We start from the raw sequence: 19,166 nt of genomic DNA, 5'->3' as shown, positions 1-19,166 counted from the left end.
CTATTAGCTCTTTTATTTTTTAAATATAGAACCCCCATTGGGGTTCCATTATTTTAGCAGACATGGCACGTTAGCCTGGAAGTCGCGCAAAAACGATGTTCGATTAATCGAACATCGTTTTTGCATTAACCCTATATTGTTTACCATCCATGCTAAAATAATTCATCCCCGCTGGGGATGTATGGCGGATAAAAATATTCTTCTGTAAAGGAAATATAGGTCTAAATACCTAGAAACACAGATTTAACAAACGTTCATTGGTACGCAGGAAGGATCTCGGAGCCATACAAAGGATGGAGGTATTGGGTATATTTCTTCAAACCACGTATACAACAATGGGGGCATCCTACGGAGGAAGGATTTCGGAGCCATACAAACCATGATTGCATTGGCGTACAGTTCCTCTATCTTCGATAGAGGATGACAAAATCTAGTGGACATTTACGTACAGATTCTTCACTCACCGTTCAGAATTAACAATGTCCCAGAGAGGGATTCAGAGCGCAGCGAAGAATCTATTTTATTATTTTTTTTAAGGATCGTTGTCATCCCAAAATCGTAAGATGAGGAAACTATTTTTTATTGTTTTATGCCGGTAATTTTTTTTGTTTTATGCCATTAAAAAGGATTTGTTGAATAATATTTCACCCACACTGTGGGTTGGTCGTTATTATCCATCATTGATCTACAAAGATTTCACCCCTGCTAGGGGTTTAGTAAGTGATATATTTATTTTGGATGCTTGCATTTTTCCGAGATGTTTCGTCCCTACCACTGACACAAGAAATCCTTAAATTAATGTCATTAGCACCGCTCGGGGATCACCTAGAACAGCAATACTTTCTACAAAGCCCCCTTAAAAAGCTCTGCCCTTGGACTACACAGAACTATATTTCACAAAGATTGTTTAATAAAATAAAACATGATATGAAAGCAATTTGGACAGGAGCCATCGGTTTTGGATTAGTGAATATCCCGATCAAGATTTTCTCAGCAACACAAAGCAGTAGCCTCGACCTGGATATGTTGGACCGAAAGGACCATGCTAATATCAAATACAAAAGGGTAAATGAAAATTCAGGGAAAGAAGTTAATTGGGACAATATTGTGAAAGGCTATTTATTGAAGGATAAATATGTGATCTTGGAAGATGCCGATTTTGAAGAGGCCATGCCTGAAAAAAACAAAATGATCAACTTACAAACCTTTGTGAAGCTCCAAGAAATCGATAGCATCTATTTTGATACTCCATATTATTTAGAGCCTCAAAAATCTGGTGAAAAAGCATATCAGCTATTATTGCAGGCTTTGGAAAAAAGCAAAATGGCGGGATTAGGGACTTTCGTGATGCGGAGTGTGGAAAACTTAGCGATCATAAAACCCTATAAAAACATTCTCTTGCTCAACAAGCTTCGTTTTGAGGAGGAAATTAGAGATACGGATGAACTAAAAACTCCATCTAGCAAAATTTCCAAACAGGAAATGGATATGGCACTTCAACTAATAAAAATGAACAGCAAGGAGTTTGATATTTCCGCTTTCAAAAATGAATATTCTAAGGAATTAATGAAAATCATTAATCAGAAAAGCAAAGGAAAGAGAGCGACTATCCGAAAAATCAACGTGGAAAACACAAAAGCTACCGATCTGTTGGAGAAACTAAAAGCAAGTTTAGCTTAAAATTTAGACAGGGCTTTCTTGATATCGACCTTACTCGTTTGAAGTTCCTGCCATGGATCGTCAATCGTAGTAACTCGGCCATATACATTGAAAATATGGAAATCTTGAATCGAAAGGTCATAGTTGAGCTCTTCCCAAAGGATGGGTGTACTAACCGTGGCATTCGGTTTTGGTCTTACCGAATAAGGCGCCACAATGGTCTGCCCTTCTTTGTTCTGTAGATAATCGAGATAAATCAATCCTTTCCGTTTTTTTGGATCTCGGACCAGACTGGTCGTTTCTGGATGAACCTGATGGATCAACTCTGCAATAAATTGAACAAAATCACGAACTACTTGGTAATCATATTTTGCTGCAACATTCATAAAGATATGTAGACCACTCGATCCGGATGTTTTAATAAATGCGGGGATATCCCCTTTATCCAGGATCTCCTTTGCTGTAAGTGCCACATCAATGGTATCATGCCATTCTGCCCCATTAGGATCCAAGTCAAGCACGGCATATTGAGGTTTTTCGGGATTTTTATAGGTCGATAGCCAGGGGTTTATTTCGATGGAACCAAGGTTGACAATATAAAGTAAACTAGGTAAATCATTGCATAAGAGATAATCAATGGTTTTGGAGGTACTTTCAGAAAATACTTCGGTAGTCTTGAGCCAAGCAGGAATCTTATCTGGATCGACATCTTTTTGAAAGAAGCTTTGCGCTTCAATTCCATTTGGAAATCTATTCATGGAAATAGGCTTATCTTTCAGGTAAGGCAAGATATAATCGCCCATCTTTTCATAATAATCCAAAAGGTCGCCTTTGCTAATTTTTTCTGTTGGCCAATATAGCTTATCCAGGTTGGTTAACTTGAGTGTTTTTTTTCCAAATTTCAGTTCCTTATCCATAATCTTATCTTCCTTTTCTGGTTCTTCCTTCGTTGTTTCATTAACCGATTTATCTTCACGAATCCCTTTAAAAACGGGGTGCCGAAGATGTTCGTCCCTAGTCCATTCCGAATAATATATATCACAGACCAGTTCAGGTCTTAACCAAGTGACATCTTTCTCCTTGGCAATTTTCTCAGTCTTGGGAAATGGTTTAACATCAGTCACTAAGGGTTTGAACAATTTATTTAAGGATTTCAATAATTCCTCATTAAAACCCGTTCCACAATTACCGATATATTTAAGTTGTCCTGCTGTTTTTATCCCTAGAACAATGGCTCCAAAATGAGATCGTGAACCTTCTGGTTTGGTAAATCCACAGATAATGGCTTCCTGTGTATTGCGGATCTTAATTTTTAGCCAGCTTCCATTTCTCTGCCCCATCCCGTAAGGATCATCTCTTCTTTTTGCGATAATACCTTCCCATTTTTGCTCCCTCGCATAATCCAATAAATCCTTTTGAGGAGATTTGATTTCAGCGGACAATTTTATATGTTGGAAATTATGTTTTTTAATTAGTAGGTTCAGGATTTCCTTTCTTTCAAGTAAAGAATAGGCTGACAGGTCATTATTATCGAGATAAAGAATATCGAACACATAATAATAGATATTTAGGTTTTTAGGGATGGGTTCACCGGACTGCAGATATTGGAATTGAGCAATAGCATTTTTATCTTCAATTACGATCTCGCCATCGAGGATACAATCTCTCGTTAAGCCTTCCAAGTCTTTGAGGATACTGGGAAATTTATTGCTCAGCAGATTGCCATTTCTGGATATCAATTTCTTCGTGCCGTTTTGGGAAAAATAGAGTGAACGGAAGCCATCAAATTTCTTTTCAAAAAGCCAATCATTGCCATCAGGAATAGCTTGGCTTAATTTAGCAAGCATGGGCTTTATACTTTTATCGTCCAGCCCTAGGGGCTTTTTTTTTACGGTTTCAGTTTTATCTGATTTTTTCTTAAAGTCCTTACCTTCCTTTTTGATGGATTCACTTACCAATTTTTCAGAATCGAAAGGTTTATCCCATGAGAAATCATCCTTATGTTTGATCAATAGCCAATTCTTATCGTCTCCAGTATGCATCCTGACGAGAGCAAAATCACCTTTTAGGACTTTACCTTCCAACTTGAACTTAATATTACCGTTCTTCCATTGCTTTAGGAATTCTTGGTCGGATTTTACTTCCAAGGGGATATACTTACCTTCATCAAATATACTAACGGTGCCTGCGCCATAATTACCTTCAGGAATGCTGCCTTCAAACGATCCATAACTGAGGGGATGGTCTTCGACTTGAACAGCCAATCTTTTGTCTTTAGGATTCAGGGATGGGCCTTTAGGAACTGCCCAGCTCTTTAATGCACCATCGATTTCCAATCGAAAATCATAATGAAGTCGACTGGCATGATGCCTTTGAACAACAAAATGATGTCGCGTGGCATTAATTTTTCCCTTTACAGCTTTGGGTTCCGCGGTCTGGGAAAAATCTCGTTTTTTGTTATATTGATCAAGGTTCGACATAGCTTCAAAGGAAGAACAAACCGAACCTTGATAAAGTTTACAAATTATTGAATCAGTCCATTCAATACGGCATATTTAATCAATGCGGGTGTATTTTTGGACTTTGTTTTATCGATCAGATTCTGTCGATGGCCTTCCACGGTACGCTTTGAAAGGAATAGCTTCTTCGAAATTTCTAGGTTGGTCAAGCCCTCCCCAAGCAGTTCAAGTACTTCCAGTTCTCTGGAGGTCAAGTCAAGAGCTTCAGGGTCAAATTCCATGGACTTGTTTTTATTCTTTTCAATTCCATTATTGATGAAAGAAATTGCCAATTCCTCACATAGATATTTACCACCATTTGCGACATGATTGATGCAAAAAATAAGTTCATCAGATCCTACATTTTTGACCAAATATCCTTTTGCGCCATATTCGAAGGCTTTGAACATATGCTGTTCACAATCCAACATGGTCAGCACAATGACTTTAATATTGGGGTATTTTGCAGTTACCTCCTGGATTAGCTGTAAACCGTCTAGGTTGCTCATACTTAAGTCAGTGATAATAATATCGACTTCTATTCCAGCATTTAATGATAGCAACGCATCTTTTCCGTTGCTGACATCAGCTACTACATTAAAATTTGTTTGGGAATTTAAAAGAAGCTTAATACCATTTCTCACCACTAAATGATCTTCAGCTAAAAGTATCTTAATTTCGCCCATTTTTTAAAATACGTTTAATATAATGTCCACTGCGGTTCCTTTTTTTAATTCCAAAATTTTAATTTCTCCTTGATACAAATCAATTCTGTTTTTTATACTCCTCAAACCAATTCCTTTCCTCATGTTATCGGCTAATTCCTCGGAAAAGCCCTTTCCATTGTCCTTGACTGTTATTTGAATTTTCTCTTCATTCATTCCCACTTTTACAGCAACTTTATTTGCATGGGAATGTTTTAGGCAGTTATTCAATAACTCTTGGACAATTCTATAGATTACTAACTTGACTTCTTGTTCAACATCTTCCACTTTATTAGAAATCGCGGTGGTAATTTGGAAATCAGGCATATCAATTCGGTTTACCATAAACTGAATGGCGGCCTTCAGTCCAAAATCATTGAGTACAGCAGGTACCAAGTCGATCGAGATATTTCGGATTTGCGAAATGGCATCGTTCAACATCAGTTTAATGGACTGTATTTCATTGGATTTACCTTGTTTATCGTTTTCTAAATGTTGGAGGTTTAATTTTATCGCATATAGGGTTTGGGCGACACTATCGTGTAATTGGGTTCCAATTCTAAATCGCTCCTGTTCTTGGGTATCCACAATGGCTTGAAACACTTCTTTTTTCAATTCCATCCAATGATGGTGTGGATAAAACTCTTTGTCAAACAAGAGCATGCAAAATTGCGGCTCTTTATACTGGTTGATATATTTTTTTATGAAGGTTTCGATTGTTAGGAAAGAACTTTTACTCTTCTTAAATCTCAAATTAACCAACAATGGCTTTCTGGATTCATCTCGGTTCTCAAAAATCCCCTTTAATCTATATGCATCTTCTGAGTTTAAGAACTCAAAAATATCTCTAGATATTAACTCCTTTCCTTTTAAACCAAATATGTAATCAAATCTCCCATTTACGCGAATAACATGGAAATTTTTATTCAACACAAGAATGGCAAATGGACCTTCTTTAAAAAAGACATCAAAGCATAAAAAATCACTCTTACACTCTTCTTGTAGTAGGGTGTACTTTCTATTACTGCTAGATTTATGTATTGAATCTTTTTTCGAAGTTAGCATGACTAATTAACCTTTTCTTTTTTCCTTTAATTAGTTTACTTTTTCCCATTAATTTATAAAGGAATGCTTCCTAATAAATCAATTTTATATATCATCGGTATTGCTTATTTAAATTTTTAATAAGCTATTAAAATTAGCTAAAATTAATTGCTATCAACTTGGACCATGGTTGAATTAAATAGATTTCAGTACTTTTTAAGTGAATTCAGGTATTTGTCGCAATTCCGCTACAATTTATTGTGTAACAAATAATTTAAAAATTAATAAAAAATTCAGTTTTTGGAGAATGTAGGGTTATTTGAAACCAAAAGGGATTGATGACAAATTACCTAAGTCACCTAGACTTGAGCAATTAATACCTGCTAAAAAGTTTAATACCCATTTTAGCAAGCTATACGGCAACCAGCAAAACATGCTCAAAAACAATACGTTATATAAGTAATTAAACAATAACAACTGTCATCATGAAAAATCTAATTAATGATGTAATCGTTGAAAACAGCCCCATCCTGACCAGATTGGCACATAATTTCACGACGGATCAAAACGAAAAAGAAGAACTAGTTCAAGAAACCTTTATACGAAGCTTAAAATCAATCGAAAAATTCATCAACCACCCTAAAATAGTCTCGTGGCTATACGTGATCATGAAAAACATCTATTTGAATAAATACAGGCGCTTAAACTTATATAGAACTGCTGAAAAGGAACTTACCTACACCGGAGAAAACAGCAATTCTAGAAACAGTGCCGAATCCAGGTTTGTCATGGGAGATATTGAAAAATCAATGAACAGCCTGTCCGATGAGAATTACGAGATAATCAGTATGTACCTTGAAGGATTTAAATACTATGAAATCGCGGAAACCATGGGCATTAAAGAAGGTACAATTAAGACCAGGATCCATACAATCCGCAGGATATTGAGAAAGAAGCTCAGTGTTTATACCCATAACTAGCTAGAACTAACATCTCCCCCCGAGCAGTACCTAATACCTTTAATCCAAACCAATACAATAAAAAAAAAGTCAAGGAAAAACCTTGACTAGAGTCGAATTTGAAGAATCTATTCTTCATAAAGTTGTTCTGCATTTATCCCAAGTGCGGTAATGGATTTTAGAATGGAATAACTTACGATATTTATCCCTTTGACAGAGAGTAAATAGCCATCCACATAAGGGGCAATCTGCCAATCGTTGATATTTGTTATTTCATTTAATGCGTCTCTGACGCTGTTTAGTTGATGCAGCGAAACCTTTCCAATTTCAAATTTTAGACTTTCCATGATATACCTCCTGTACTAAGTGTTGTTCGAAAAATGTTAATTAAATTGTTGATAAATGGGAAGTAATGGATAAATAAATATCCATCAACAAACTATCTATCAACAAGTTACATAATTTTGAAAAAAATTACAATAGTTGCAAGAGAAAATGTAATGAGATGGAAGTTTAATGTAATAAAGTGCAAAAAATTGATTTTCAGGAAATTTGGTTGGGGTTTGGATGGGGAATTTCTTTATGGAGAAAGAGTTTTTGAAAGACCTATTCATAGAGGGGATGAATTGTGGATAGAATTTAGATTGTTTATCGGATAATCCCAAACAGGGTCGAATTCTTTTTTAAGCAACCTCCTTGGAAAAAAGAAAACAGATCGTTCGTGACACTTAGGATAAAATCTGCAAAAAAATATTCTTTCTTTTTTGTCCTTTTATTTTTATTCTAGATTTTTTGTACATTTACTATGCAAACATAGGAAAATCTACCATGAAGTTTAGAAAAGCCCATATAATGGACTTAGAAAGAATCATTGAATTACTTTCGGACGATATGTTAGGGAATATGCGTGAAGCTTATCGCCATCCTCTTCCTGCGGAGTACATTACGGCCTTCAATAAAATTAATGAAGACAAAAACCAAGAGCTCATCGTCATGGAATCGGAAGATGGTAAAGTAATCGGTTGTTTGCAATTGACGTTTATCCAATACCTGACCTATCGTGGTGGCATCAGGGCCCAGATAGAAGGCGTCAGGATTGATAAAGCAGAGCGCTCCAAGGGTTATGGTGAAAAGATGATCCGATATGCGATCCGCAGAGCGAAAGATAAAAGTGCTCACGTCCTGCAACTCACAGTTGACAAGGTAAGACCAGAGGCATTAAAGTTTTATGAGAAGCTAGGTTTTAAAGCAAGTCACGAAGGGATGAAATTACATCTCTAATTAGAAAAGAAACGTTTAACAATAAAATGGCGGATGGCCATATAAAAATTCCCTGGCTGCTTGGTCAGGGTTTTTTGTTTGGATTAGTATTCTCAGAGAGTCAGCCTTTTGTAATTCTCTGTAAACAAAAAAGCCCGAAAATTAATTTCGGGCGTTTCTTTAATATCTAATATTTTTTATCCAGCAGGAGTCGGTTCAGTTGGAACTTCTGGGGTTTCAGGAACCTCAGGTGTTTCTGCAGGAACAACCTTTCTATATTCTTCAAAAGTACCTGCTTCATTTCCAAAACCAATGCGCAGAGTATTTCCCTGTAAAGTTACAGGCATTCCTTTGCTACACTCTTTGCTGTATTTAATTCGGTCGTTGATACCTGCATATGGACTATTATTTACCGAATAATATTCAAAGTCCCCCTCTTGATTGTCATTCTTCAGATTCTGGAAATTGCAGAATTTACCACGGCTAACTTTTAATTTATTGTCTGCCATGAATTCCAGCATTTTCAACGTATCCAACTGAGGGCCTTCGGTTATCGCTGTATCAACATTCCCTAATCCATCAACTTTAACCCATTTTCCAATCAGTTCTGTTGTATCCTTTGGAGTCTTTACTTCTTCGTCATCTTTAGAACAAGCTGTAAAAGCGCCTATAACAGCCACAAAACAAATAATGTTTAATATTTTTTTCATAAATAATGTATACTAATTCATTTAGAAATTCTATTCGGTTTAGGTATGAACCTATTGGAGGCGCAAATTGCTAAAAAATAAACCTACCTACAAATAAATTAATGTTTATCCTTGCCTATGCCAAAAATCTTCTTCACGAGGAGCACAATCCCTAAAACGACAAAACCTACTACAAGACCTATTCCAAATTCTTTAACGATGGAAGGAACCTGAGGAAGGAAATGGTGGAAAAAGTCGATATTATGAACGAAAATACCCCCTGCAACCAACAAAAGGGCAATAGTTCCAATCACTCCTAAGGCTTTGATAACAATAGGTAAAAGCTTTACCAAGAGGTGTCCTAATTTAGCTGCTATTCCTTTATCGTTTGATTTTTTGATCAGGCTATGTCCTGCATCATCCATTCTCACGATCAGGGCCACAATTCCATAAACACCTACAGTAGCTAGGATGGCAACCACAGAGACCGTCAAGATCTGGATTGCAAGGCTTTCTTCCAATACAGTTCCCAGTGCTATGATTACAATCTCTACCGATAATATAAAATCTGTAGTAACCGCTGACTTTACTTTTGCCGATTCTGCGGCTTCACCTTCCAATGCTTGTTCCTTGATGACCTCCTGCCCCTCTTTCTTTCGGTGAAAAAGATAATGTATCACTTTTTCAGCACCTTCATAGGCAAGATAGGCACCTCCAATCAGTAAAATATACTTAATAACAACGGGAAGAAAAGCATTGAGCAAGAGCGCGACAGGCACGATGATCAGCTTGTTGACAAAGGAACCTTTGGTAATGGCCCATAGAACGGGTAATTCCCTAGAAGCTAGAAATCCGGTTGCTTTTTCAGCATTTACTGCCAAATCATCTCCCAGGATACCTGCGGTTTTCCGAGTTGCGATTTTACTTGCAACTGCTACGTCGTCCATTAGAGCGGCGATATCATCCAAAACCGCGAATATTCCTGATGCCATATATGAATTTTTTAATTTAGTCCTAAAAATAAACAGATTTTGCTCAAAATCATCCAATCGCTTAATTTAATTGAAAAAATGCACGAATTATTCAGGAAAATCCACTTCGATAAAAGCAAATCATATACCAAAACTTACAGAGGCGCAGTCTATTGCCTCCGCTTTTTAAGAACTGGAATCAATGGAAAATCCTCCTTAACAAAACTAAATTTTAATCATTGGTTTTACAGAAAAACCATTGGTTAATCCGAATATTATTTCGTTAATATTTTTAATTAATGAATATTATTCGTATCTTTGCATCAGTGAAGGAAAAAAACACATTTGTGTATAATGATCATTCAGCATCGCCTAATTATTACTTCCTTTAATTTTAGCGTCACGAATACTTGGTAAATTTTTACCTATTACATTCAACACGCCCTCTACTTCCCTTATTGGGAATCAATACAGCCTTATTGCATCTATCTACAGATATTGGCTTATGAAAAATTTAAAAATTTATAAAAAGAATAAAATATGACAGATTTTAAAGTTGGAATTATTGGAGCTGGCCCTAGTGGTTTAGCTATGTTAAGAGCATTTGAATCAGAACAGAAAAAAGGTAATCCCATCCCAGAAATTAAATGTTATGAAAAACAAGATAATTGGGGCGGCATGTGGAACTATACCTGGAGAACGGGTGTAGGGAAATTTGGCGAACCATTGCATGGCAGCATGTATAAATACTTATGGTCTAACGGACCTAAAGAATGTTTAGAATTTGCGGATTATACCTTTTCGGAGCATTTTGGACAGGCAATCTCGTCCTACCCTCCTCGTGAAGTGTTGTTCGATTACATACAAGGTCGAATCAAGAAAAGTAACGCCAGAGATTATATAAAATTCAATACAGTTGCCCGTTGGGTTGACTATATGGAAGATAAAAAGCAATTTAGGGTAGTATTTGATGACCTCCAAAAGAACGAGACCTTCGAAGAATACTTCGATTATCTTGTGGTTGGTACTGGTCACTTCTCTACTCCTAACATGCCATATTTCAAAGGGATTGACAACTTCCCTGGAGCTGTAATGCATGCCCACGATTTCCGTGGAGCGGATCAATTCATCGGACAAAAGCTATTATTGATCGGTAGTAGTTATTCTGCGGAGGATATTGCGGTTCAATGTTTCAAACATGGCAGTGATTCAGTTACCATTTCCTATAGAACAAACCCTATTGGCACGAAATGGCCAAAAGGGATCAAGGAAAAGCCATTGGTAACCCACTTTGACGGGAATACTGCTTATTTTAAAGATGGAACTACAGAAGATTTTGACGCGGTAATCCTTTGTACTGGTTATCAGCACAAATTCCCATTCCTTCCGGATGAATTGCGCTTGAAGACAAAGAACTGTCTATATCCAGACAATTTATATAAAGGTGTAGTATTCAATGAAAATGAGCGACTTATATTCTTAGGAATGCAAGATCAATACTATACATTTAATATGTTTGATACCCAAGCATGGTTCGCAAGGGATTATATGTTAGGAAGAATTGATTTCCCAGCTAAAGAAGAAAGAGATGCTGATATCAGGCAATGGATGGATTACGAAGCTAAAACTGTAACGGGTCCAGACCATGTGGATTTTCAAACTGATTATATCAAGAACTTGATCAGCTATACAGATTACCCTGCTTTCGATTTAGATCAGGTGGCAGAGATGTTTAAAAGCTGGTTAAACGACAAGGAAGTCAATATCTTGAACTATAGAGATCAGGTATACAAATCGGTAATGGATGGTACGAGTGCGGAACCACACCATACCCCTTGGATGAAAGAATTGGATGACAGCCTAGAGCGATATCTGAACGAAGTCACCATTGATGAAAAAGAATTAGATAAGGTTATAAATTACTAATGGAGAAAGCAGGGAATTTATTCTCTGCTTTTTTTAATAGCCATTGAATCAGTACTGTCCCAAAAAGCAGTACTTTTTTCATGTATTAAAATTTAGGGGCTTACTTTAATCTATTGTTAAGAATGCTTAATTTAGGTTAGCACTACTAATAAACCTATGGCTACACAATCACAAAACATAACGGACTATCCGAATAATAACACTATTTTCTCAGTTTGGAAATTCAAGGATGGTACAGACTACAAACCTGTATTTGAAAGGCTATGTGCGTTGGTTTCGAATTTAAACCATTCATTCGTGGTTCGTACGCCAAATGGCAGAACCAGTTGCATCATGGGGATCAGCTATGAAGCTTGGAATAAGTTGGGCATGCCGACTCCAGCACCCAAAGAATTAAAAACTTTTGAAAAAATAGTTGGGGGTAAACATACAGCTGTCTCCACAGAAGGCGATTTGCATTTTCATCTTCGTGCCGAGAATGCTGGAATCTGTTATGAGATGGCGAAAGACATCTACGATATCATCAACCCAGTTGCGGAGAATCTGGTGGAGGTCCATGGCTTTAGGTATTGGGATGGACGTTCTATCCTTGGCTTTGTGGATGGCACAGAGAATCCGATTGGCGATGAACGAGCTCAATTTGCTTTAGTTGGAGAAGAGGATCCTAAGTATGAAGGCGGTAGCTACCAGTTTGTTCAGAAATACATCCATAACCTAAAGGCTTGGGAGGAATTACCTACAAGCGAACAGGAAAAGGTATTTGGTCGCTATAAACTTTCAGATGTTGAAATGACCGATGAAGTCAAACCAAAGAATGCGCATAGTGCATTGACAAGTATCACCGATGAAAATGGCAATGACCTCAAGATAGTACGTGATAACCTCCCCTTCTCGAATCCTTCCAAAGGTGAATTTGGCACTTACTTTATTTCCTACGCCAATAAATTCTCTACTACTCAAAGGATGTTAGAGAATATGTTCTTAGGAGACCCCATTGGAAACTATGACCGGATATTGGATTTTAGCACCGCCGAAACCGGCACACTTTTCTTTGTCGCGACCCAAGATATGCTAGATTCTTATTCGGCCACAACATAAATAAAATATTTTATTCAATAAATTTTCAGAAACCCTAGTATGATTTTCTTATAAATATCATTCTAGGGTTTCATTTTTATATCTACTTTTGTTGACTTCACCAAATAATTAATCGCTAATGAGAAATAAGCTTTTCAAAAGGAAGAGTCTAGAACTGATCATCAAGGAGAAAGGTCAGTCCGAAAGTATGAACAAGGTCCTTGGGGTTCGAGACTTAGTTTCTTTGGGAATTGCTGCCATTGTAGGTGCCGGAATATTCAGCACCATCGGTTTGGCTAGTTACGAGGGAGGCCCTGCCATTTCTCTTCTTTTTGTTTTTGTTGCTTTTGCCTGCGTCTTTACTGCGCTTTCCTATGCGCAATTTGCAAGTACCATCCCTGTTTCCGGAAGTGCCTATACCTATGCCTATGTGGCATTTGGGGAACTCTTTGCATGGATCATCGGCTGGGCATTGGTCCTAGAGTATGCCGTTTCCAATATTGTGGTATCCATTTCTTGGTCGCAATACTTTGTGACTATGCTGGAAGGCTTTGGCATCCAAATCCCAGCATGGCTATCTATGGCGCCACAGTACGCCTTAGAAGCCCATCAGAAACTCGTAGAATTAGGTCCGGAGGCTCTGACTGTTGCGGATAAGCTTGGATTGAAGGCCTATGAATCTGCACCTAGAATTGGCGATGTACCTATTATATTTGACCTTCCTTCTGGAGTTATTATTACCTTGATCACTTGGTTGGTATATAGAGGGATTAAGGAGTCCAGAAGGGCCAGCAATATCATGGTAATGGTCAAGATAGGTGTGATATTGGCAATCATTGTCGGTGGAGCCTTCTTTGTCAATCCAGAAAACTGGGTTCCCTTTGCTCCTAATGGCATCCAAGGAGTCTTGGGCTCCGTAGCGGCCGTTTTCTTTGCCTTTATTGGATTTGATTCCATTTCCACCACCGCTGAAGAGTGTAAAAATCCGCAACGGGACCTTCCTAAAGCCATGATCATCACCTTATTGATCTGTACGGTATTATATGTCGGGATAACTTTGGTATTGACAGGAATGGTTAATTATACCGAATTGAACGTCAAGGATCCATTGGCATTTGTATTCAAATATATCGGCGTAGATTATTTAGCCGGAATTATTTCTGTTACCTCCGTTATTGCTATCACCAGCGCTTTGTTGGTGTATCAATTGGCTCAACCCCGGATCTGGATGACGATGAGCCGTGATGGTCTGCTCTGGAAAAAGTTTGCTACAATCCATCCCAAATACAAGACCCCTTCCTTTGCGACCATCGTTACGGGTTTTGTGGTAGCTCTTCCTTCCATGTTCTTCAAGATGGATTTCTTTGTTGATCTAACATCTGTAGGTACCTTTTTTGCCTTTATCTTGGTCTGTGCAGGGGTCCTTTACATGGATCATTCAGGCCTATCCAAGCAATCCAAGTTTAGGGTTCCTTATATCAATGGAAAATACCTGATCGGTTTAGGATTCATCATAGCTTGGGCATTGATCTGGAGATTCAATCAAGAAGCTATCCAAGAATGGCAGCACCTGGATTTCCTATATATCCTCGAACATAAAGTATTGATTTTAATCTTCTGGACAGTATGGATTATCCTTGCCATCATGGCATATAAATATAACTTTTCATTGCTTCCAGTAATCGGCATACTGATCAATCTTTATTTAATGACTGAATTGGGAACAAGTAATTGGGTTATCTTTTTGATTTGGCTAGCCATAGGTTTAGTGGTCTATTTCTTTTATGGATATAAAAATTCAAGACTCAATAATCCACCGCAAGAGGATATCAAATAAAACAGAGCCGCATTTCATGGAATGCGGCTTTTTCATTTAACAGCATCACGATTAACAACAAAATTAGCGGTTATCAGGGATGGTTTTTATGCCACATTCTCCCCATTTTTGTGGAATAACATCATCATTAATGAAAAAACTATTATTCTCGTTTTTATTTATTGGCTTTTGCCATCTAACATTGCTAGCACAAAACCAAAAGCTTCACAGAATCGACTATCGAACTACTACCGCTGGGAAGCTAAATAATCAGGATATCAATCCAGATAACTATTACTTTAGGGCTTGGTTCAATGACACTTTTATTAAAGTATCTGTCAATGAACAACCTAGTAGATTGCAGATTATCAACAAAAAGACAGATCGCTCTTTCTTGTTGTTTCCTGAATCTGAACAGTATTACATTTACTATGAGGGTAATGATAAGGAAGGTGGAAAGCAAGATGTGGAATCAGAGGAAAAAATTGAATTCGTCCCAGGAAAAACCAAAACCATAGCAGGAATTCCATGTAAGTTGGCCATTGTTACAGGTGAATTTTACCTTCAGGGCGAAGAGCTTAGCAAGATAGAAGTCTGGTATTCCGAAAAACTCCCAAAACTCTATTGGGATAATTTTGCCTTCCTAAAAGAAATACCTGGAGCGGTAATGGAGCTAAAAATCGGAGAAACTGGATTAATTGCATATAAACTTACTCAAGAAAGCCTAAGCAATAGCGAATTTGAAATCCCTAGTTACTATTCTGAACTCGTTGTTGATAATGACGAGGGTGAATACTTGGAGGAAGACAGTACAATTTCCGATGACCCTCAAGTCGACGAAGACCGCTTTTTGTACCACGATGAAGCCGGCAACTTAATGGGCTTAAAGGATGAAAATGATAATCCGATCACCGAAGCTATTTACGGATATTTTGACTATTTCAATGGAGGGATAAGCACGGTCATCAATGCAGATAGTAAATATGGTGCAATGGACAAGGACGGTAATATCAAGATCCCTTTCAAATATGATTTCCTAGCTTATGACCCAGAATACCAACAATATATCTATGCAGAAAACGATAAATTCGGTATCCTAGGAGCCAATGACCAACCTATCATTAAAGCTCAATACGACATGGTGAGCCATATGAGCCATGGGTATTTAACGGCTACTGTAGGCGAACATACTGGAATCTTGGATAGATCGGGTAAGGTGGTGGTACCTATCTCCCATCAACTCATCTTGGAATTCAATGCAGAGGTTTTTGTGTCTAATGTAAAAGAACAATATGTCTTGTACAATATTAAACAGAACAAGATAATCTCTCCTGGCTACGAATTAATCTCCCTTTCTGAAAAAGACCCATTGCATCTTGTTCAAAAGGCAGGTAAATTCGGATATATTAATAATCAAGGAAAATTAATCATCCCTATTAAGTATAGTAGCGGAACTACTTTCGAAGATGGAATAGCCTCAGTTATGGATTCAGATGATGGAGATGCTTACTTTATCAATAGCAAAGGTGAAAAAGTAACGATAGAATAATCAAATGAAAGCATAAACAGAGCCCTATTATTAGGCTCTGTTTATGTACTTTTGTTAATACACACAATAAAGCGAGAATGAACATTAACTTCAGAAAAATCTTATTATCTATATTTTATATTTTTCTATATAGCATTCTTGCCCTCCTTCCCCATTCGGCAAATGCTCAGGATATCCTGAACAAATTGCAACAGGAGTACGATCAGTTTAAACCTGATGATCCAAATAAATTCTTCAGTACAGGGAAATTAGCACAAGCCCTCTTTTTCAACCAACAAGAGGCTGAAGCCTTTAAATTACTCAAAAAGGACATCGCCATAGCCAGCAAATTAAGTGATGGCCGATATTCTGCATATCTGTATACCATTCTCGCCATCAATCAATTGATCATTGAAGAAACCAGCAATTCTCGACAGAGCATCTTGAAGGCCAAGTCCTTGGCAGACTGCAGCAAGGACATTGAAACCAAAGGATATGTCTACTATGGCTATGGATGGATATTGGCGCGACAGCAACAAGAGGTAGAGGCTGTCAAACAATTCCTTATTGCCTTAAGTTATTACGATCAAGCCAAGCAATCATCCACCCTATTCAATCGAAAAGCGAATGTCTATAAAGAACTGACTTCCATCTATGCGAACTGGAATGAATTTGACCTGCAGGAAAAATACAGCAAATTAGCCCTAAATATTGCACTGAAACAGAAAGACCCCCTGACCATCTTTGATTCTTACATGTCCTTGGGCTATATGTATGAACAGAAATATTTGGAAGACCAAGCGAATCTAACGTATAGAAATTCAGCAGAACAATATTACCTCAAGGCATTAAACACCTATTTGGAAAAGCAAAATGAGATTCCGATCCCATCAAACTTAGCTTTTGTAGCCAATAACCTATCGCATCTTTATTTCAAGTTCTATCCTGAAGAATACCGAGATAAAGCCACGCAATATGCTGAACTGGCGAAAACGAAGGGCTTAGAATCCAAGCAGTATAACTTGGTCGCTTCAGCTTATGGGATTTTATCTGAATTGGAATTACTAAAAGGAGACACCAAAAAAGCCAAAGAACATTTGCTTTCCTCCTTGGTTGAAATCAATAAATCCCAGGTTCAGGACCAACAGATTCTCATGAGCATCTATAATACCCTTTCCCATATCAGTGAGCAAGAGGGAAATTACCAAGAAGCCATTAATTACTATAAAGAATACACGACCCTCTTTACCAATGTCTATGACCAGGAAAAGCTGGGAATAGGCAAGCGCCTTGAAGCCCAATACGAAAAAGGAAAACAGGACCAAGAACTAGCCCTTTTGCAGGTTGAGGCTGAAAAGAAAGAACAACAGATCCAACTGATGGCCGCGTTGGGAATCCAGCAGAAGCAGGAATTGGAAAATATGCGCCTGATCCAAGACAACCAATCCAAAGAATTGGAAGTGTCTAAATTGACTGCAGAGAAACAATTTCAGGAAATCCAGATGTCTAAGTTGGAAGCTAAAAATAGAGCACAGGAAATCAGCAACTACCAACAGGAAATCAGCTTAAAAGATAAGATCAACACCTATTATATCGCATTGATGATAGCTGCACTCACCCTATTGGCTGTTTTATTCTATGCCTATACGCAGCGTCTGAAGCACATGAAACAAAGGGAAAATTTCCATAACCTAGCTATCGAACAAGAAAGGCAAAATGCCAAGATCTCCATGCTTACCGCCCTACTTGATGGACAGGAACAGGAACGTGCTAGGATTGCCCGAGACCTGCATGATGGCTTGGGAGGGCTGCTTTCCGGCACCAAACTACAGTTATCCCATCTGAACGACCAAACCTCCGTTGAGATCCAAGAAAAGATGCAAAAGGGAATCACCCAACTGGATATGGCAGTGGATGAGCTCCGTCGCGTTGCCCACAACCTAACGCCCGATCTTCTACAGAAGTTCGGTCTGCAGGAGGCCTTGAATGACTATGCCTCCAGAATGTGCCATGACAATCTAGAGATCGATGTGCAGTTCCTGCATTTCAATAACAGCATGAACTCCGACCAACAATTGGTGATCTATAGGATTATTCAAGAGCTGGTCAATAACGCCATAAAACATGCCGAACCTTCCCAAATCATTATACAACTAGTGGAAGAAGACTCCGAATACCATATCACGGTGGAAGATGACGGAAAAGGATTTGACAGCAGCAATCACAGCAACAAATCTGCAGGTTTGCAGAATATTCGATCAAGAGTAGAATTCCTAAAGGGTACATTAAATGTACAATCTGATATTGGACAAGGTAGCAGCTTTGAAATCAATATCCCAAAAACCAAACAAATATGATAAATATCGCAATCACTGACGACCATCCTCTACTATCGGAAGGCTTGAAAAATATCCTAGCCCAAGAACCAGATTTAAATATCATTGGTTGCTACCCTAATGCCCAAATCCTGATCAAAGCATTGGAAGAAACTACGATAGATGTCCTACTTTTGGATATCAACCTTTCGGATGCCAATGGATTGGAATTGATCAAACCCTTGTTAAAAAAACACAAGGACCTGAAGATCATTATGCTCAGTGTCCATAATGAATTTGCGGTGATCAACAGTGCTTTTCAAGAAGGGGCGCATGGCTATATCCAAAAGAATGCTTCCATAGATGAGATCAAGTTAGGTATCCAAGAAATCCTTTTTGGAAAGAAATTCCTGTGCAAACAGACTAAACTGATCATCGACAAGAAAAATAGCACGGAGTTGAAAAGCGTGCCTAAACTAACCCGTAGAGAGAAGGAAATATTGGCTGAGGCTGCACAGGGTCTAACCACATCACAAATTGCCGAAAAGCTATTTATCAGTCCGCATACCGTCGAGAGCCATCGCAAGAACTTGATTGAAAAATTCAAGACCAGCAACTTGAGTTCAGCAATAAAAATGGCCTTAGATTACGGCTTAATACGCGAATCTGTTGATTAGAAAGCCTTTTCAAACCATTTGCTCTCTTATTTGTTTATGATTA

Annotated in this window: 16 protein-coding genes and 1 pseudogene; 10 read left to right on the top strand and 7 right to left on the bottom strand. The window is 37.9% G+C overall.

The features are described from left to right. Nucleotides 1-927 precede the first annotated feature (927 nt). Nucleotides 928-1,680 (top strand): Ku protein, encoded by a 753-nt coding sequence (locus tag ACK2WI_RS00355; RefSeq protein ID WP_093095488.1) that lies wholly within the window; start codon nucleotides 928-930, stop codon nucleotides 1,678-1,680. Here the strand turns inward: ACK2WI_RS00355 and ligD are convergent. The 4 genes and pseudogenes from ligD to ACK2WI_RS00335 all read right to left on the bottom strand — a co-directional run. After that, the gene (ligD, locus tag ACK2WI_RS00350) at nucleotides 1,677-4,139 is read right to left on the bottom strand and encodes a DNA ligase D (protein WP_409149175.1); all 2,463 of its coding nucleotides are present in this window, start codon (nucleotides 4,137-4,139) and stop codon (nucleotides 1,677-1,679) included. The genes ACK2WI_RS00355 and ligD overlap by 4 nt on opposite strands. A gap of 44 nt (nucleotides 4,140-4,183) precedes the next feature. Beyond that, complete coding sequence (locus ACK2WI_RS00345; protein ID WP_093095485.1) at nucleotides 4,184-4,843, bottom strand: response regulator transcription factor; 660 nt, start codon at nucleotides 4,841-4,843, stop codon at nucleotides 4,184-4,186. A gap of 3 nt (nucleotides 4,844-4,846) precedes the next feature. Then, nucleotides 4,847-5,524: a sensor histidine kinase gene (locus ACK2WI_RS00340; protein ID WP_409149178.1), complete on the bottom strand. Its 678-nt coding sequence runs from the start codon at nucleotides 5,522-5,524 to the stop codon at nucleotides 4,847-4,849. A 3-nt stretch (nucleotides 5,525-5,527) separates the two neighbouring features. Further along, nucleotides 5,528-5,926: pseudogene (locus ACK2WI_RS00335) on the bottom strand (PAS domain-containing protein); the annotation flags it as partial. A 464-nt stretch (nucleotides 5,927-6,390) separates the two neighbouring features. On the opposite strand from ACK2WI_RS00335, the gene ACK2WI_RS00330 reads away from it, so the two are divergent. Next, nucleotides 6,391-6,885 (top strand): RNA polymerase sigma factor, encoded by a 495-nt coding sequence (locus tag ACK2WI_RS00330; protein WP_312697631.1) that lies wholly within the window; start codon nucleotides 6,391-6,393, stop codon nucleotides 6,883-6,885. Nucleotides 6,886-6,992: 107 nt separating this feature from the next. Here the strand turns inward: ACK2WI_RS00330 and ACK2WI_RS00325 are convergent, their stop codons facing one another. Continuing rightward, nucleotides 6,993-7,211: a hypothetical protein gene (locus ACK2WI_RS00325; protein WP_093095482.1), complete on the bottom strand. Its 219-nt coding sequence runs from the start codon at nucleotides 7,209-7,211 to the stop codon at nucleotides 6,993-6,995. A gap of 117 nt (nucleotides 7,212-7,328) precedes the next feature. Between ACK2WI_RS00325 and ACK2WI_RS00320 the strand changes: the two genes are divergently transcribed. Both ACK2WI_RS00320 and ACK2WI_RS00315 read left to right on the top strand, forming a co-directional pair. After that, nucleotides 7,329-7,523 (top strand): hypothetical protein, encoded by a 195-nt coding sequence (locus ACK2WI_RS00320; protein ID WP_409149172.1) that lies wholly within the window; start codon nucleotides 7,329-7,331, stop codon nucleotides 7,521-7,523. Nucleotides 7,524-7,716: 193 nt separating this feature from the next. Continuing rightward, nucleotides 7,717-8,145 (top strand): GNAT family N-acetyltransferase, encoded by a 429-nt coding sequence (locus ACK2WI_RS00315; protein WP_312697630.1) that lies wholly within the window; start codon nucleotides 7,717-7,719, stop codon nucleotides 8,143-8,145. Between the two features lie 176 nt (nucleotides 8,146-8,321). On the opposite strand, the gene ACK2WI_RS00310 is transcribed toward ACK2WI_RS00315, so the two are convergent. Both ACK2WI_RS00310 and ACK2WI_RS00305 read right to left on the bottom strand, forming a co-directional pair. Then, complete coding sequence (locus ACK2WI_RS00310) at nucleotides 8,322-8,834, bottom strand: hypothetical protein (RefSeq protein WP_409149170.1); 513 nt, start codon at nucleotides 8,832-8,834, stop codon at nucleotides 8,322-8,324. A gap of 98 nt (nucleotides 8,835-8,932) precedes the next feature. After that, a complete protein-coding gene (locus ACK2WI_RS00305; RefSeq protein WP_093095477.1) occupies nucleotides 8,933-9,805 on the bottom strand; it encodes a DUF808 domain-containing protein in 873 nt (290 codons plus the stop codon). Nucleotides 9,806-10,324: 519 nt separating this feature from the next. Here ACK2WI_RS00305 and ACK2WI_RS00300 point away from each other — a divergent pair. The 6 genes from ACK2WI_RS00300 (at nucleotide 10,325) to ACK2WI_RS00275 (ending at nucleotide 19,123) form a co-directional block, all read left to right on the top strand. Further along, complete coding sequence (locus ACK2WI_RS00300) at nucleotides 10,325-11,710, top strand: NAD(P)-binding domain-containing protein (protein ID WP_409149168.1); 1,386 nt, start codon at nucleotides 10,325-10,327, stop codon at nucleotides 11,708-11,710. A gap of 156 nt (nucleotides 11,711-11,866) precedes the next feature. Then, nucleotides 11,867-12,808 (top strand): Dyp-type peroxidase, encoded by a 942-nt coding sequence (locus ACK2WI_RS00295; RefSeq protein ID WP_409149166.1) that lies wholly within the window; start codon nucleotides 11,867-11,869, stop codon nucleotides 12,806-12,808. Between the two features lie 118 nt (nucleotides 12,809-12,926). Continuing rightward, nucleotides 12,927-14,624: an APC family permease gene (locus ACK2WI_RS00290; RefSeq protein WP_409149164.1), complete on the top strand. Its 1,698-nt coding sequence runs from the start codon at nucleotides 12,927-12,929 to the stop codon at nucleotides 14,622-14,624. Between the two features lie 130 nt (nucleotides 14,625-14,754). Beyond that, nucleotides 14,755-16,152, top strand: a complete 1,398-nt coding sequence (locus ACK2WI_RS00285; protein WP_409149162.1) for a WG repeat-containing protein — start codon at nucleotides 14,755-14,757, stop codon at nucleotides 16,150-16,152. Between the two features lie 77 nt (nucleotides 16,153-16,229). Beyond that, nucleotides 16,230-18,488 carry an ATP-binding protein gene (locus ACK2WI_RS00280; protein WP_409149160.1) on the top strand — a complete coding sequence of 753 codons (2,259 nt, stop codon included), beginning with the start codon at nucleotides 16,230-16,232 and terminating at the stop codon, nucleotides 18,486-18,488. After that, entirely contained in the window at nucleotides 18,485-19,123 is a 639-nt protein-coding gene (locus tag ACK2WI_RS00275; RefSeq protein WP_093095468.1) for a response regulator transcription factor, read from the top strand. Before ACK2WI_RS00280 ends, ACK2WI_RS00275 begins: the two co-directional genes overlap by 4 nt. The last annotated feature ends 43 nt before the right edge of the window (nucleotides 19,124-19,166 follow it).

This window comes from Sphingobacterium sp. BS-2 (genome assembly GCF_046161205.1).
Lineage (GTDB): Bacteria > Bacteroidota > Bacteroidia > Sphingobacteriales > Sphingobacteriaceae > Sphingobacterium > Sphingobacterium mizutaii.
The sequence above is the reverse complement of the archived record's forward strand: the minus strand, read 5'-3'. Positions and strand labels throughout refer to the sequence as shown.

Excerpts from the sequence above, each read along its gene's own strand:
- ACK2WI_RS00300 (WP_409149168.1), top strand. The coding sequence starts at position 10,325 with ATGACAGATTTTAAAGTTGGAATTATTGGAGCTGGCCCTAGTGGTTTA.
- ACK2WI_RS00295 (WP_409149166.1), top strand. The coding sequence starts at position 11,867 with ATGGCTACACAATCACAAAACATAACGGACTATCCGAATAATAACACT.
- ACK2WI_RS00315 (WP_312697630.1), top strand. The coding sequence starts at position 7,717 with ATGGACTTAGAAAGAATCATTGAATTACTTTCGGACGATATGTTAGGG.
- ACK2WI_RS00305 (WP_093095477.1), bottom strand. The coding sequence starts at position 9,805 with ATGGCATCAGGAATATTCGCGGTTTTGGATGATATCGCCGCTCTAATG.
- ACK2WI_RS00310 (WP_409149170.1), bottom strand. The coding sequence starts at position 8,834 with ATGAAAAAAATATTAAACATTATTTGTTTTGTGGCTGTTATAGGCGCT.
- ACK2WI_RS00290 (WP_409149164.1), top strand. The coding sequence starts at position 12,927 with ATGAGAAATAAGCTTTTCAAAAGGAAGAGTCTAGAACTGATCATCAAG.
- ACK2WI_RS00325 (WP_093095482.1), bottom strand. The coding sequence starts at position 7,211 with ATGGAAAGTCTAAAATTTGAAATTGGAAAGGTTTCGCTGCATCAACTA.
- ACK2WI_RS00275 (WP_093095468.1), top strand. The coding sequence starts at position 18,485 with ATGATAAATATCGCAATCACTGACGACCATCCTCTACTATCGGAAGGC.
- ligD (WP_409149175.1), bottom strand. The coding sequence starts at position 4,139 with ATGTCGAACCTTGATCAATATAACAAAAAACGAGATTTTTCCCAGACC.
- ACK2WI_RS00340 (WP_409149178.1), bottom strand. The coding sequence starts at position 5,524 with ATGCTCTTGTTTGACAAAGAGTTTTATCCACACCATCATTGGATGGAA.
- ACK2WI_RS00285 (WP_409149162.1), top strand. The coding sequence starts at position 14,755 with ATGAAAAAACTATTATTCTCGTTTTTATTTATTGGCTTTTGCCATCTA.
- ACK2WI_RS00280 (WP_409149160.1), top strand. The coding sequence starts at position 16,230 with ATGAACATTAACTTCAGAAAAATCTTATTATCTATATTTTATATTTTT.
- ACK2WI_RS00345 (WP_093095485.1), bottom strand. The coding sequence starts at position 4,843 with ATGGGCGAAATTAAGATACTTTTAGCTGAAGATCATTTAGTGGTGAGA.
- ACK2WI_RS00355 (WP_093095488.1), top strand. The coding sequence starts at position 928 with ATGAAAGCAATTTGGACAGGAGCCATCGGTTTTGGATTAGTGAATATC.
- ACK2WI_RS00330 (WP_312697631.1), top strand. The coding sequence starts at position 6,391 with ATGAAAAATCTAATTAATGATGTAATCGTTGAAAACAGCCCCATCCTG.